Origin of the sequence: Lysinibacillus agricola (assembly GCF_016638705.1) — a bacterium.
Taxonomy (GTDB): Bacteria; Bacillota; Bacilli; order Bacillales_A; family Planococcaceae; genus Lysinibacillus; species Lysinibacillus agricola.
In genome coordinates this window covers 4,395,826-4,410,882 of record NZ_CP067341.1, presented here as the reverse complement: position 1 = coordinate 4,410,882, position 15,057 = coordinate 4,395,826, and the positions used below count along the sequence as shown (strand labels likewise).

Annotated in this window: 14 protein-coding genes; 12 read left to right on the top strand and 2 right to left on the bottom strand. The window is 37.5% G+C overall.

Annotated elements, in window-relative coordinates:
* Positions 1–182: 182 nt before the first annotated feature.
* The 3 genes from trmB to FJQ98_RS21985 all read left to right on the top strand — a co-directional run bounded on the left by trmB (position 183) and on the right by FJQ98_RS21985 (position 3,349).
* Complete coding sequence (gene trmB, locus FJQ98_RS21995; protein ID WP_053592325.1) at positions 183–830, top strand: tRNA (guanosine(46)-N7)-methyltransferase TrmB; 648 nt, start codon at positions 183–185, stop codon at positions 828–830.
* A gap of 11 nt (positions 831–841) precedes the next feature.
* On the top strand, positions 842–1,705 hold the full coding sequence (locus FJQ98_RS21990; protein WP_053592326.1) for a YtnP family quorum-quenching lactonase: 864 nt from the start codon (positions 842–844) through the stop codon (positions 1,703–1,705).
* Between the two features lie 417 nt (positions 1,706–2,122).
* Entirely contained in the window at positions 2,123–3,349 is a 1,227-nt protein-coding gene (locus FJQ98_RS21985; protein WP_053592327.1) for a carboxylate--amine ligase, read from the top strand.
* Positions 3,350–3,633: 284 nt separating this feature from the next.
* Here FJQ98_RS21985 and FJQ98_RS21980 read toward each other — a convergent pair whose 3' ends face one another.
* Both FJQ98_RS21980 and FJQ98_RS21975 read right to left on the bottom strand, forming a co-directional pair.
* Positions 3,634–3,891: a hypothetical protein gene (locus FJQ98_RS21980; protein ID WP_143114524.1), complete on the bottom strand. Its 258-nt coding sequence runs from the start codon at positions 3,889–3,891 to the stop codon at positions 3,634–3,636.
* Positions 3,892–4,451: 560 nt separating this feature from the next.
* Positions 4,452–4,766: a peptidase M4 gene (locus FJQ98_RS21975; protein ID WP_053592328.1), complete on the bottom strand. Its 315-nt coding sequence runs from the start codon at positions 4,764–4,766 to the stop codon at positions 4,452–4,454.
* A gap of 390 nt (positions 4,767–5,156) precedes the next feature.
* Here FJQ98_RS21975 and FJQ98_RS21970 point away from each other — a divergent pair, with 390 nt between their 5' ends.
* From FJQ98_RS21970 to FJQ98_RS21930, 9 genes are all read left to right on the top strand, one after another.
* On the top strand, positions 5,157–6,233 hold the full coding sequence (locus FJQ98_RS21970; RefSeq protein ID WP_201406546.1) for a M42 family metallopeptidase: 1,077 nt from the start codon (positions 5,157–5,159) through the stop codon (positions 6,231–6,233).
* A gap of 79 nt (positions 6,234–6,312) precedes the next feature.
* Entirely contained in the window at positions 6,313–6,834 is a 522-nt protein-coding gene (locus tag FJQ98_RS21965; RefSeq protein WP_053592330.1) for a DUF84 family protein, read from the top strand.
* Between the two features lie 95 nt (positions 6,835–6,929).
* Entirely contained in the window at positions 6,930–7,448 is a 519-nt protein-coding gene (locus tag FJQ98_RS21960; protein WP_053592331.1) for a hypothetical protein, read from the top strand.
* Positions 7,449–7,540: 92 nt separating this feature from the next.
* Positions 7,541–8,365, top strand: a complete 825-nt coding sequence (locus FJQ98_RS21955) for a DUF1444 domain-containing protein (protein WP_082339546.1) — start codon at positions 7,541–7,543, stop codon at positions 8,363–8,365.
* Complete coding sequence (gene ytpR, locus FJQ98_RS21950) at positions 8,362–8,976, top strand: YtpR family tRNA-binding protein (RefSeq protein ID WP_053592332.1); 615 nt, start codon at positions 8,362–8,364, stop codon at positions 8,974–8,976. The genes FJQ98_RS21955 and ytpR overlap by 4 nt, the downstream gene beginning before the upstream one ends.
* 180 nt (positions 8,977–9,156) lie before the next feature.
* Positions 9,157–12,252: a DNA translocase FtsK gene (locus FJQ98_RS21945; RefSeq protein ID WP_053592333.1), complete on the top strand. Its 3,096-nt coding sequence runs from the start codon at positions 9,157–9,159 to the stop codon at positions 12,250–12,252.
* A gap of 228 nt (positions 12,253–12,480) precedes the next feature.
* A complete protein-coding gene (gene murC, locus FJQ98_RS21940) occupies positions 12,481–13,794 on the top strand; it encodes a UDP-N-acetylmuramate--L-alanine ligase (RefSeq protein ID WP_053592334.1) in 1,314 nt (437 codons plus the stop codon).
* 109 nt (positions 13,795–13,903) lie between these two features.
* Positions 13,904–14,410: a DUF948 domain-containing protein gene (locus FJQ98_RS21935; protein ID WP_053592335.1), complete on the top strand. Its 507-nt coding sequence runs from the start codon at positions 13,904–13,906 to the stop codon at positions 14,408–14,410.
* Positions 14,411–14,543: 133 nt separating this feature from the next.
* On the top strand, positions 14,544–15,044 hold the full coding sequence (locus FJQ98_RS21930; RefSeq protein ID WP_053592336.1) for a YtxH domain-containing protein: 501 nt from the start codon (positions 14,544–14,546) through the stop codon (positions 15,042–15,044).
* Positions 15,045–15,057 lie beyond the last annotated feature (13 nt).

Below are 15,057 nucleotides of genomic sequence, written 5' to 3'. Positions count from 1 at the left end.
CACTATACCAAAGAATGAGGTGTTTTTTGTATTTATAAAACATTTTGTCAAGAATCCTATTGAAATTGTAAAGAACCAAACAAGCTCAATGATTAAGCCGATTTATATTGGTGCGAAGTTTGAGTTAATACGTTATACTAGAAAAAATCAATAATTTTACAAGAAAGAAATGAGGAAAAAAATTGAGATTAAGAAATAAGCCTTGGGCGGAGGAAATGATTACAAATCATCCAGAGGTTATTGTTCCAAATCCTGAAGACTTTAAAGGAAATTGGCAGGCTGTTTTCGGAAATGACAACCCACTGCATATTGAAGTAGGCACTGGGAAAGGACAATTTGTCACTGGTATGGCCTTACAAAATCCTGATATAAATTATATTGGCATCGAGCTTTATGACAGTGTAATTGTTTGTGCATTAGAAAAAATTTTAGAGGCTAAATCTCCAGCGAATTTACGATTATTAAAAGTAAATGGCGCAGATTTATATAAATATTTTGGGAAAAATGATGTAGAGCGTGTGTATCTGAATTTCTCAGATCCTTGGCCGAAAACGCGCCATGCTAAGCGACGTTTAATGCACGGGGATTTTTTGAAATTATATGAGTCGATTTTAGTGGATGATGGGGAAATCCATTTTAAAACGGACAACCGTGGTTTGTTTGAGTATTCATTAATTAGTATGTCTGAATATGGTATGTTACTTAAGTATGTATCACTCGACCTACATGCGAATATGCCTGAGGATAATGTTATGACTGAATATGAGCAGAAATTTTCTGCTAAAGGGCAGCCGATTTATCGTCTAGAATCGCAATTTTTTACTAAATAGGGGGAGTATGGATGGATCAGTTACAGTTTCACAAAATGTCATTATCATGGCTAAACGGGGGTGTCACTTGCCTTGATGGCGGTGCTATGTTTGGCGTTGTACCAAAACCACTATGGTCACGCAAATATCCGGTAAACGAAAAAAATCAAATCGAGTTACCGACAGAGCCTATTTTAATTCAATATGAAGGCAAAAACTATATTGTTGATACGGGCGTAGGCTTTAATAAATTAAATGAAAAACAGCTTCGTAACTTTGGTGTTACTGAAGAGTCAACATTAGCGGCTAGCTTACAGGAGCTAGGATTAACTACAGCTGATATTGATGTAGTATTAATGACGCATTTACATTTTGACCATGCTGGAGGTTTGACGCAATGGGAGGATGATGTACTTGTACCAACATTCCCGAATGCAAAAATCTTTGTAACGAAAATCGAGTGGGACGAAATGCGTGAGCCAAATATTCGCTCCAAAAATACGTATTGGAAAGAAAACTGGGAGCCAGTTCAACATTTAATAGAAACCTATGAGGGTACGTTAGAGGTAGCACCTGGTATTGAAATGATTCATACTGGTGGTCATAGTGATGGACATGCCGTTATAAAATTAACACAAAATGGCGAGGTATTATTGCATATGGCAGATATTATGCCGACACATGCCCATCAAAATCCATTATGGGTTTTAGCGTATGACGATTATCCAATGACGAGTGTCTTTGCGAAGGAACGTATTATGAAAGAAGCGCTTGCGAACGGTTACGGTTTTATCTTCTACCATGATGCCTATTACCGCATGATTAAATGGGATGAAACAGGTAAAGAAGTTGTAGATAAATTAGAACGCAGCAGACAAGCTGTTATTACATTCTAATTAATAGAACGTGTGAACCTTATGTGTTCGCACGTTTTTTTTATTGCAGTGTAGAAAAGTATTGAGTCAATGAAATTAAGGTAGGAAAATATAGTTTTATTATTGGCTGGTAAAAGGAATTTTATTGATATTTTGATGATATATTCCCATTTTAACTGATTGTAGCGTAGGGCTACTCGACTCCCGCCTGCAGGAAAGCGAGTGGCCAGTAGCGGAAATCAGAGCCTTTTTAATTAGAGTAGATAAAAATGGTTAATCAACAAGTTTGGTAATTAAATAAAGTATGGCTCTTTGGCAAAACTACGTTATGGTTTGTAGCCTAGTTCCCCATTTTTTTTTGACACTTTTTTCGTGAACATTTTGGAAAATATGATACACTAAAAGCTATACTAAAACACAAAAGAGAGTTGAAATTACATGGCAACTGAGCAACCATTTTTACCAGTATTACTAGGATCAGATATGAATGCATATGGTATGGCACGTGCATTTTATGAGGCATATGGTATTAAACCACTTGTATTAGGACGTTCACATTTAACGGCAACGCAAGACAGTCATATCATAAATTTCGAAGAGATTGATCGCTTAAATGAACAGGATGTATTTGCACCTGCACTTGCAAAGGTCGCAAAAAAATATTCTGATAAAAAACTACTATTGTTAGCTTGTGGAGATGATTATGCAAAGCTTATTATCAAAAATAAGCCAGCATTGCAGGAGCATTTTACAGTACCATACATTGATGAATCACTTATGGATGAAATTTTATTAAAAGAAAATTTCTACAAAATGTGTGATAAGTACGATTTTAAATATCCAGGTACAACGACTGTAACAGCAGACAATTACGAAAACTTTACACCACCATTTGATTACCCAATTATTTTAAAGGCATCTAACTCGGTGGAATACTGGGCATGTAAATTCCCAGGTAAGAAAAAAGTATTCGTTGCACATGATGAAGCGGAAAAAACAGCTATTTTAAAAGCAATCTACAGCTCAACTTATCAGGATACAATGATTATTCAAGAATTCATCCCAGGTGATGATTCGTATATGCGTGTATTAAATGCATATGTCGGGAAAGACGGCAAAGTGAAGCTAATGTGTCTAGGAAACCCAATCTTAGAAGAGCATTCACCTGAAGGTATTGGTAGTTATGCAGCAATCGTTACAACATACGATAAAGAAATAATGGATCAAGTACGCTTCTTCTTAGAGGATATCGGTTATACAGGTTTTGCTAACTTTGATATGAAATACGATATGCGCGACAAACAGTATAAGCTGTTTGAGATTAATTTACGTAATGGTCGCTCAAGCTACTATGTAACAGCAAGTGGTCATAATTTAATGAAATATGTAGCTGATGACCATATGTTAAATATTGAACAGGAAGTAACTTATGTTCAGGACAAGCATTTATGGATGATCATTCCTAAGGGTGTATTATTCAAATATGCATCAAATGAAAAACTTAAGCTAGAAGCGAAAAAATTAATTCGTGAAGGGAAATATACAAACTCTCTTTACTATAATCAAGATATGAATGCAAAACGTTGGGTGAAGCTAACGTTAAATAATTTAAATTATTATCGAAAATATAAAAAGTACTTTAACAATAAAGGATTGTCTGAGTAAAACAAAGAAGCCATCTCAAATAACTGAGATGGTTTTTTTCATAGAATCGGAAAACAAAATGATTAAGGAGAAATTTGTAAAATGTTGTACTTTTTTAAATGAGGGTGATTTCCGTTCCAGGCTACTCGCTTTCCTGTGGGCGAGCGTCGAGCCGCTTCCTCCGCTTACGCTCCGTGCAGGGTCTCGCCTGTCTCGCTTTCCCACGGGAGTCGAGTAGCCTTCCACTCCAATCAGCAGTAGCGTATAAATTTATTCATTTCAAAAGTGAACGATATAGCTACTCACTATAATTGAACAGAATAGATTAATAACAGTGACTCAATAATAAATATATTATTATTGTAGTTATTTAAATAAGTATTTGTTATTATCGCTACATTATCATTGAGCTTTCGCACAGATAAAACATTGTTGCTGTCGCTGCGCTTTCGCACAGAAAACATTGTTGCTGTCGCTGCGCTTTCGCACAGATAAAACATTGTTGCTGTCGCTGCGCTTTCGCTACAGAAAACATTTGTTGCTACCGCTGCGCTTTCGCACAAAAAATCTGCTAAAGTTTTGTTTAATCTCTATAAACTATAGTAAGATGCCAGAAGATACACTCTATGTTAAGTGGTTGATTGGAGTGGAGACTGGGCGACTCCTTGGGGACTAGCGATATAGAGGAACGAAGGCTAAAAGCATCACGTCCTGTGATAACGCCTTCGTGACCAACATCGTGTTGGCCCGAGACCCTGGAGCGAGCAAATAGGGGAACGAAGGCTAAGAGCATCACATCCTGTGATAACGCCTTCGTGACCAACATCATGTTGGCCCGAGACCCTGGAGCGAGCAAATAGGGGAACGAAGGCTAAGAGCATCACATCCTGTGATAACGCCTTCGTGACCAACATCATGTTGGCCCAAGCGGCTCATCGGACGCCCCCAGGAAAGCGCCCAGTCGGAACGGAAATCAACCTCTCGTTTTGTTGAAAAACCACACTTTAATTTGCTGGACATAAAAGTTAAATTTTTCTATAACAAGAAAGAAGCCATCTCAAATAGCTGAGATGGCTTCTTTGATAAGGTTCTATAATTTAAGTTCACGTATTACTGAGTAAAGTTATACTTCTGTGAGCTCTACTACAACACCTGAGCGGGCGTCTGCGGCAAATTCAAATGTTTGCATTTCACCCTCATGCATACGAGAGATACCTCCACGGTATACTGGAATAGTCATAATGCCATTTGTAAAATTGTCTGTTTTCATAAAAATCCATGAACCGTCAATCGGAGAATCCTTTTTAAATTCCTTTTTTATGTTTTCAAGTACTTGTCCTGCAGGTACATACGGAGAAACCTTTTCACTTGCTTCTTTAACAATGACTGCGGCAGCTAGGCCAGTTGCAACACCAATTAAAAAATCACGTAATTTCATGCCTTTTTCCTCCTTTTTCTATAGCTTCATTTTAACATAGCATACGGAGTGAATGCACGTTCACACTTTAGCACTTTTTAGGAAATGTATCAATATTTCGAATACAGAAATCAATTTCGCCTTGGCGTAATTGTGGCTGTCGCTTCGCTTTCGCACAGATAAACAATGTGTTGGGATTTTGAATTGTGCCCGCACAATTCATTCCCTTCAAAATCCGTGATATCCGTCGGAGGCTTTATCTTCATTCAGTAGGTGTTTGGACACCCACTGAAAAGGAACCACATCCGAATTCATCTCGCCACCTTCAGAGGTGGGAGTCTTCTGCTGAATGAAGATAAATATGATACAATGGGCAGGAAGAATATTCTACTTCGTGGGGAGAGAGTCATCATGAATGAGGAAACATTGCAATTATTTAAAACACTAACAGAATTACCAGGCGCGCCAGGTAATGAACACGCAGTGCGTGCGTTCATGCGTTCTGAGTTGGAAAAGTACTCGGATGAGATCGTTCAGGATAATTTAGGGGTATTTTTCGGTGTGAAGCGTAGTGATGTTGCTGATGCACCAAAAGTTTTGGTTGCTGGTCATATGGATGAAGTGGCATTCATGGTTACTTCAATTACCGATAACGGGATGATCCGCTTTCAAACATTAGGTGGCTGGTGGAATCAGGTTATGCTAGCACAACGCGTTGAAATATTTACTAAAAGTGGTGCGATTCCTGGCGTAATTGCATCAATACCACCACATTTACTAACAGATGCTGAACGTTCTAAACCGATGGATATTAAAAATATGCTAATAGATGTTGGGGCAGACAATAAAGAAGATGCTATTGCACTTGGCGTTCGCCCAGGTCAATCAATTATCCCTGTCTGCCCATTCACACCAATGGCCAATCCGAAAAAAATTATGGCAAAAGCTTGGGATAACCGCTATGGCTGTGGATTGGCAATTGAATTGATGAAAGAAGTAAAGGATGAAAAACTTGCCTCGCATTTATATTCAGGTGCGAATGTAATGGAAGAGGTTGGTCTACGTGGTGCTCAAGTGTCCGCGAATATGATTAAACCAGATTTATTCTTTGCTCTAGATGCTTCACCTGCAAATGATATGTCAGGAGAAAAAAATCAGTTTGGTCAGCTTGGAAAAGGTGCCTTATTACGTATTTTAGACCGCACAATGGTCACGCATCGAGGCATGCGAGAGTTCATCTTAGATACAGCTGAAACAAATCATATACCTTACCAATATTTTGTGTCACAAGGTGGAACTGATGCAGGGCGTGTGCACACAGCAAATGACGGTGTACCTAGTGCGGTAATTGGTGTTTGCTCACGCTATATTCATACGTCTGCGTCAATTATTCATATTGATGATTATGCAGCAGCAAAAGCCTTAATTGTAGAACTAGTGAAAAAAGCAGATCGTTCGACATTAGCGACGATTCACGCTAATGTGTAAAGTATGACATCCGCTGAAAGAAGTTAAAAGGTGCCTTTAGGGGCATCTTTTTCTATGCGAAGAAGGAGGGATTTGAAAAATGAACATAGCTATTGGGACAACAAACAAAGCAAAAACAGAGGCAGTTGAAGTTATAGTTAGAAAATATTTTGACGAACCAAATTTTACCTATGTCAAAGCTACTTCACAAGTATCTGAACAACCGATGACTCATGAGGAAACACTAAAGGGAGCAATAAACCGTTCAAAAAATGCAATGAATGAGACGGGTGCGCAATTATCGTTTGGTTTAGAAGGCGGAGTGACTGAAATGGATGGTGTTATGTACGTTTGTAATTGGGGAGCACTTACAGTATCAAATGGCACAACCTTTACAGCTGCGGGTGCACAAATTATATTACCAGAAGAAATTGCCCAGGAAATAAGAGCCGGGAAGGAACTTGGGCCTGTAATGGAGCAATATACACAACTTCGAGATATTCGACAAGGTGCGGGAGCTGTAGGTATTTTTACGCAAGGGTTAGTAAGTCGTCAGATGATGTTTGAGCATATTGTCTCGCTTCTTGTTGGTCAATATTTATTTACATTAGCACATGAGTAGTGTCTGTAGATTAGTGATAATGGAACAGGGAAGTTGCAACTTTACATAAATTTTTTTAAAATAGAAAAAAAGTTAGCAATGAAAGGAAGAAAAACATGTCTTATACATCGCTAAGAGCTGTAGGCTTAATGCTTCTACTTTTGGTACTTACTGGCTGTAATCAATCTGTTGATGAACAAATTAAAAATGGGCTTCAAATATCGAAAACTGATTTTGCAGAAAAGCCAGAGGAGCATACAGATAGTGTTGGGGATGTAGAATTATACTTACCTTCAAACTTTAAAGTTGACGACAGTTCAGATGCATATAATATATTAGTAACTAAAGGAAAAGAGAGTTATATTCTTTTTATCAATGATCGCGAGGATACAGATAGTAAACTCTATTACAATTTATTAAAAGATGATAGTTCAAAAAACATAATCGAAGAAAATACTTATGAAAAGGATGGTGTTTTCGGCTTTACAGCTGTTTCAAAAACCGATAATGAAGATGAATTTGAGCTTATTGTAAATAGTGGTGGCGTAAAAATGACGACCATTTCTCAGGCCAAACATATTGAAGATAATTTACATGAGATGACGAAAATCGTTCATTCGGTTAAGATTAAATAATTGGATAGTTTTGAACAGAACGGTTCACAAACATGTGAGCCGTTTTCTCTTCATTCAGCATAAATTGATTTTGAAGAAAGGATGTGAACTAGGTGAAACAAATTAAATCAGAACAACTTGTATCCCTATTAAAACAACAATTAAATGAGGAAAAGTTTGATTTTGAATTTGACAAAAAGCACGATAAATTACGTCTAAACCATAAAAAAATTGGAAAAGGGATGGAGCTTTCTCTGCCAGGCATTTTAGCCAAATATAATGACAAGCAAGGGGCTGCAATCGATGAAGTCATTTATACAATCGAGCAAACCTTTAATGCAATGGAGCAAGAGATGGAACAAGGATTCCAAGCTATTTCGCAAATTTATCCAGTTATTCGCGCAACATCCTACCCCCAAGCCTCAAAGGAGGGGCATGTATTCGTCACTACTGAACATACCGCTGAAACACGTATTTTTTATGCGCTTGATTTAGGAAAAACCTATCGTTTTATTGATGAATCTATGTTAGAGACACTACAATTAACTGTAGAGCAAATTCGTGAAATGGCTCGATTTTCAGTTAAGCAACTACCAACTGTATATAAGAAAGATGAAGTTGCGGGGAATATTTTCTATTTTGTCAATGCTAATGATGGTTACGATGCAAGTCGCATTTTAAATGAAAGCTTTTTGAAAGACATGCAGACGAAAATTGAAGGCGATATGACATTATCTGTGCCACATCAGGATGTATTAATAGTAGGTGATATTCGTAATGAAACAGGGTATGATGTATTAGCGCAGATGACGATGCATTTCTTCGCTGTTGGTATCGTGCCGATTACGTCATTATCTTTTATTTATGAAGATGGGGAGCTAGAACCGATCTTTATATTAGCAAAAAACAGAGTTAAAAAGGAGCAAGAGAAACAATGAATGTATTTTACAACAAAGAGTATGTAGGAGATGTATTGTTAGTACAATTAGCAACAGAATCAATCGTGAAAACAGAGGTAGAACGTGCAGGCGATATCGCTATTTTAAAGGAAGCACAGACAGGAGAAATTAAAGCATTTAATTTATTTAATGCTAGCAGCTATATTCAAACTGATGCAAAAGGTCTAGTTGAAGTTACTCCAGAATTAGCAGCTCAGCTAGAGGCAGCTATTGCAAAAAATGGTGCTGAAATTAGCCTTGATGTAGATTTTTCTCCAAAATTTGTAGTGGGCTATGTTGAAACAAAGGACAAGCATCCAAATGCTGATAAACTAAGCATTTGTTCTGTAAACGTAGGTGAGGAGACATTACAAATTGTATGTGGCGCACCAAATGTGGAAGCAGGTCAAAAGGTTGTCGTGGCGAAAATTGGTGCTGTAATGCCTTCTGGAATGCTTATTAAAGCAGGGAATTTGCGAGGTGTTGAATCATACGGTATGTTATGTTCAGCACGTGAATTAGCAATACCAAATGCACCTTCTGAAAAAGGAATTTTAGTTTTACCGGAAGATGCGGTAATTGGTAGTGCGTTTGAAACGCCGACTAGATAATATCTAATATGTATTCTTAAAATCGTTATGTTACTAATATGCTAGTAACATAACGATTTTTTTGTCTAGAATGAGCCTCTAAATGCAAGTTTCTATCACATTTTTATGGTATGCTTTTTGTTATAGACATTGAATTAGTTAATGCTATAAAAGAAGTGTAAGAGAAATGAGTGAAATAATGTGAATTGGTTTAAAAAACAAATGAGTAAATTTATAAATAAAGATGACAATGAATACGAATATGAAGAATTTTATGAAGACTATGAAGAAGAACGTTCTGAGCAGCTTCATTCATTTAAAGAAGCGCCTGTATCAAAGCAAAAAACTTTTCGTTTTCCATTAATCGAGGATGAAGAGTTTTCAGCTGCACCATCAACAACACCATCAAAGGAAGCATTCAATCAAATGGAGGATGCTCGTTACGGACAAATTGAAGATTTATCGCTGCCGAAGCATTTAAATAATCATATTGTGGATTCGAGTGTTTATGATATTGAGGTTTCAGGCATTCGAGAACTACTAGCAAATCGTACGAAACGAACTGGTAGAACGACGGTTAAACGCAGTCAGCCTGAACAGGAGAATCGTTCAAAAGCAAGTCTAGTTTTTCGAGATGCACAAAATGAGCCACCGACGACTCCTACAGAAACTAATTATTCAACAGAACAAACAGTTGAAGATAGTTTGCCTGCTAATCGCAAGCGTTTTGTACCAAGTGATGTTCCGTCACCAGTCTATGGTTTTGCTAAGGCGAGCCCAATTGAGCAATTATTAGAGAAACGGAAGGAAGAGCACGACAAGAAAGAGTCAGAAATACCTACAGCGTCTATGTCTTTAAAAGAAGCGACAACAAATGGAGCTATTGAAAATATACTAGAAGAAAAAGAGCCTATTAGCACAGTTCAGAAAGATGAACCTGAACAACTTGATATGCCTGAAATCCCTGAAATAATTGAAGCACCGGAACCGATTACTTTTGATGAAAAATTAGCTGACGAAACGAGCCATCCTAGTGATGTAACGAATACAGAATTACTTGTACCGCAAACAACCTCTTTTGCCGTAGAATTTGAAGACCAAGTGAAAGCGGCCGTTCAGCATGAGCTAGGTGTTGAACAACTTTCAGCTGATCAATCAGAAATTCATGTAAAAGAAGTAGTTGTTGAACAGGTACAAATAGAGAATTCTACCATCCATATTGGTGAAGTTACAGTAGTTCAGCCGTCGACGAACGAAGATGATGAACAAGAACAATCTGTAGAAGACGTGACAAAGCAAGAAAAAAGCGGTATTCCTTTTAATGTATTAATGTTAAAAACAGATAAAGAGAAATGGAGAGTCCAACAGCAATTTAAAAATATAAAGCCAACTCCAGCACTTGTTGAAGAAGCCGAAGAGGAGCAAGAGCCTTCTTCTGAGCTTATTAACTTGGAGGTAGAACATCAAATAGCACCAACCAATAAAGAAGAAATTCAACATTTTATACCTTTAGAGAATGGTGAGTTAGAGTTAGACGATAAAACAGCACCGCAATCGACGAAAGAAAACGAGGTTTCTATTCAAAATTCTGCACCAATCAATGCTGCAACAGAGAGTGTATCAGTCATTACAATGTCACCAGTTGCAACAATGTCTAGCGTTTCGACATTAGAAAAAACAGTAATAGATATTGAGAGCTATGACGAAATTTCAGCAACTACCGAAATGAAAGCAGAATCAACTACTGAAAATGAGCTTACTACAGAAAATGTAGTCATTCCAGAGGAGGATTCTATTGACGCAGGAGAATATCAAGAGCCACCTTCCTTATCAGCTGAAACACTAACGGAAAATCAAGTGATGGAAAATCCTCAAAAGCCCGTTCATGTGTATCAAAAGCCAGATGATGAGTTTTTAGAGCTGCCTGAGGAAAAAACACAAGATACTGTGTGGATGGAGCAACAGGGAGATACGTTGGTTGAAGCTTTATCCTATTTCCAGGTCTCAGCTCAAATAGAATCCATTATGCAAGGACCTGCCGTGACACAATTTGAAATAACAGTAAGTCATGGTACGAAGGTTAGTAAAATCCGCAATCTAGCAGATGATTTGAAGCTTGCATTGGCAGCGAAAGATATCCGCATCCAAGCTCCGATTCCTGGGAAGAGCTCAATTGGCATTGAGATACCGAATCGTGTATCTCGCGCTGTTCGATTATCGGAAGTGACAAATAGTGCTTCTTTCCTCGAGTCAGATTCACCGTTGGAAGCAGCATTGGGTCTGGATTTAACAGGGAAGCCTGTAACCATTGATTTACGAAAAATGCCACATGGCTTAATTGCCGGAGCTACAGGTTCCGGTAAATCAGTTTGTATCAATTCAATTTTGGTTAGTTTATTATATAAAGCTGCACCGCATGAATTAAAGCTGATGCTTATTGATCCTAAAATGGTAGAATTAGCACCGTTTAATCATATTCCGCATTTAGTTAGCCCAGTCATCACTGATGTTAAGGCTGCTACAGCTGCACTGAAATGGGCAGTGGAGGAAATGGAGCGTCGTTATCAACTATTTGCTCATGCTGGTGCACGTGATATTACACGTTATAATGCAATTGCGGATAAAAATAATGAACATAGCTTAAAATTACCGTATATGCTAATTGTCATTGATGAATTGGCAGATTTAATGATGATGTCTCCGGCAGATGTAGAGGAAGCGATTTGTCGTATTGCTCAAAAGGCACGTGCTTGTGGTATCCATTTAATTGTTGCGACTCAAAGACCGTCTGTTGACGTTATAACAGGGCTTATTAAATCAAATATTCCTACACGTGTTGCCTTTGCGGTATCTTCACAAATCGATTCGCGTACTATTTTAGATGGGCAAGGAGCAGAAAGATTACTTGGACGAGGCGATATGTTATATTTAGGTAATGGTATGTCTGCTCCTGTGCGTTTGCAGGGAACATTTGTGACAGATGATGAAATTGAAGCGATTATTGAGCATGTTCGTGAGCAAGGAGAGCCTGATTATATATTCGACCAAGAGGAACTTTTAAAGAAAACGGAGGTTTCTGCTGAGCAGGATGATCTGTTTGAGGATGTATGCCGATTTGTGTATGAACAGGGAGGAGCATCTACTTCCTTGATTCAGCGAAAATACCATATTGGCTATAATCGTGCTGCTCGTTTAATCGATATGTTAGAATCTCATGGCTTTGTGTCGGAGGCAAGAGGCAGTAAACCACGAGAAAGTTACATTACCGAAGAAGATTTAATTGCTATGTTTGAATAAGAATTGCATTGTTTTCGTATGGATTATCTAATTTGCGTCAAAATTAGTATTTTTAGAAAAGTTACACATTTATCCTTGTGCATAAATAGTGCTATAATAGACAAGATGTGTTGATTAGTACGTATTTTTTAGCACTTGTAAAGGTATTAATACCTAATAATTAGTGAAAAAATATGGTACACCTAATAGATGATAGAAGGGATATTGAATTCCCGGGGGGTTTAATTAATGACAGTTTTTCATTTCACAGGCATTAAAGGTTCTGGCATGAGTCCACTTGCACAAATCTTATTTGATGCTGGTGAACAAGTACAGGGCTCAGATATTGATAAATATTTCTTCACGGAACAGCCGTTACGTGATCGTAATATTCCAATTTTTACATTTAATGCAGATAATATTAAAGAAGGTATGACAGTTATTGCAGGGAACGCATTTCCTGATGATCATCCTGAATTAGAGCGTGCTCGCCAAATCGGTGTAGAAGTTATTCGCTACCATAAATTTTTAGGTGAATATATCGGTAATTATACGTCGATTGCTATTACTGGTGCACATGGTAAAACATCTACGACAGGCTTAATGGCTCATGTTGTTGGAGGTTATAAACCAACCTCATATTTAATCGGTGATGGAACGGGAGCTGGGCATGAGGATGCTAACTTCTTTGTAATGGAAGCATGTGAATACCGTCGACACTTTTTAGCTTACAATCCCGATTACGCTATAATGACTAATATTGATTTTGATCATCCTGATTACTTTGCAAATATAGAGGATGTTTATTCAGCCTTTCAATCATTAGCACTACAGGTTAAAAAAGCAATTATTGCTTGCGGTGATGATGAACATTTGCAACGTATTCAAGCGAAGGTACCTGTTGTTTATTATGGATTTGGAGCTGAAAATGATTTTGAGGCTCGTAATGTTGAAAAAACAACAAAGGGTACAAAATTTGATGTATTTGTCCGCAATGAATTTTATAGTACATTCTTTATCCCATTGTTTGGAGATCATGCGGTATTAAATACTTTAGCTGTTATTACACTTTGCCAATATGAAGGTATTTCACCAGATATCGTTCAAGAACGTTTAAACACATACAAAGGTGTAAAAAGACGTTTTACAGAAACGAATATTGGAAATAATGTATTAATAGATGACTATGCACACCATCCAACTGAAATACGTGCAACGATTCAATCAGCGAGACAAAAATTTCCAGATCGTGAGCTAGTAGCTATTTTCCAACCACATACATTTACACGTACACAAGCTTTTTTACAGGATTTTGCAGATAGTCTAAGTCTTGCAGATACAGCATACTTATGTGATATATTTGGTTCTGCGAGAGAAACACAAGGCGCACTTTCCATTCATGATTTAGCGTCTTTGATTGAAGGCAGTGCAGTGATTACCACTGAAGGAATTGAAGTGTTAACAAAGCATGAGGACGCAGTATTTTTATTTATGGGCGCTGGCGATGTTCATAAATTCCAAGATGCTTTTGAAGACGTGCTAAAAAACAACGAAACAGCTTAATCCGCAAGGAATAAGCTGTTTTTTCTCAAAATGAGAAGGAATTCAGTTTTTTTTGTCGAAGATAGGGAAAGTAATAGTAAAGAGAATTTGACTTGCAGGAGGTCTAGTTATGGAAGTTATTTTGTATATTGCAGCAATCATTGCAGCAATTGGTTTTTTAATTTTATGTGTGAGCGTCGGAATGACATTATTTTCGCTCAAATCAATTCTTAACAGCTTAGCTGGAACATTATCAGGTATTGAGGGACAAATGGAAGGTATTACACGCGAAACGACTTCCTTACTATCCAAAACAAATAGCTTGGCAGAGGATATTCAAGAAAAATCTGAACAGTTAAATTCCGTTGTTCATGCAGTCAAAGGAATTGGTGACTCTGTGAACGGTTTAAATACGTCTGTACAGCAAATTACCTCTTCGATCTCAAATAGTGTGGAACAAAATGAAGAAAAAATAGCACAAGTTGTTCAGTGGAGCAATGTCGCAATAGGCATAGCAGATAAGTGGAAAAAGCGTAAAATAATCGATCAGGCACATGAAGTGGTTCAAGAAGATGTATACCCTTTTGAATCAGAGCAATCGGAAAAACCGAGAAGAAAATGGGGCCGTAAAAAGTGATTATTATTCGGTAGGCATTGAATGTCAGCTGAATAAAAATAAAGTCTTAGGCATAAGTTGAAGATGCATCTGCTAAAGTAGATGGACAACCAGTCTAGGCAAATTAGATTATAATATGGGGAGGAATTGTTGCATGACAACTCAAAAACCAAATTTTAATGAAGTGAAGGAACAACAGCTTGAAAGTTCATTGCCACAGCTTTATCATCCGCAAGATTCGATTTATGAAGAGGAGCGTGTGAACATGAAGGATTTTGTTATTGGCGCATTAGTTGGGGGGATAGTAGGTGCAGCTACAGGCTTATTATTAGCTCCAAAATCAGGAAAAGATTTACGTAGCGATGTAGCAGTACAAGCTGTTAACTTAAAAGATAAGAGTGCGGATTTCTCGACAACTGCAAAAGATAAAACGGTTCAATTATCTAAACAAATTCAAGAGCAATCTACACAATTAGTAGAGAAAGTAAAAATATTAAAATCAGCAAAAGCACCAACTGTTTTTGACGATGGTACTGTTTCTTTTGAGGGTGAAGAGCCACTAGAGGAGTTCATTCCTAGTGAAGAACCTAAAGCAGAGGATGCTAGTGAAAAAAAGGAACAAGCTGAAGAAAAAAGTGAAGAAGTTCGCGCTTAAGCATAATATATAA

Excerpts from the sequence above, each read along its gene's own strand:
- FJQ98_RS21990 (WP_053592326.1), top strand. The coding sequence starts at position 842 with ATGGATCAGTTACAGTTTCACAAAATGTCATTATCATGGCTAAACGGG.
- FJQ98_RS21985 (WP_053592327.1), top strand. The coding sequence starts at position 2,123 with ATGGCAACTGAGCAACCATTTTTACCAGTATTACTAGGATCAGATATG.
- FJQ98_RS21975 (WP_053592328.1), bottom strand. The coding sequence starts at position 4,766 with ATGAAATTACGTGATTTTTTAATTGGTGTTGCAACTGGCCTAGCTGCC.
- FJQ98_RS21970 (WP_201406546.1), top strand. The coding sequence starts at position 5,157 with ATGAATGAGGAAACATTGCAATTATTTAAAACACTAACAGAATTACCA.
- FJQ98_RS21965 (WP_053592330.1), top strand. The coding sequence starts at position 6,313 with ATGAACATAGCTATTGGGACAACAAACAAAGCAAAAACAGAGGCAGTT.
- FJQ98_RS21960 (WP_053592331.1), top strand. The coding sequence starts at position 6,930 with ATGTCTTATACATCGCTAAGAGCTGTAGGCTTAATGCTTCTACTTTTG.
- ytpR (WP_053592332.1), top strand. The coding sequence starts at position 8,362 with ATGAATGTATTTTACAACAAAGAGTATGTAGGAGATGTATTGTTAGTA.
- murC (WP_053592334.1), top strand. The coding sequence starts at position 12,481 with ATGACAGTTTTTCATTTCACAGGCATTAAAGGTTCTGGCATGAGTCCA.
- FJQ98_RS21935 (WP_053592335.1), top strand. The coding sequence starts at position 13,904 with ATGGAAGTTATTTTGTATATTGCAGCAATCATTGCAGCAATTGGTTTT.
- FJQ98_RS21930 (WP_053592336.1), top strand. The coding sequence starts at position 14,544 with ATGACAACTCAAAAACCAAATTTTAATGAAGTGAAGGAACAACAGCTT.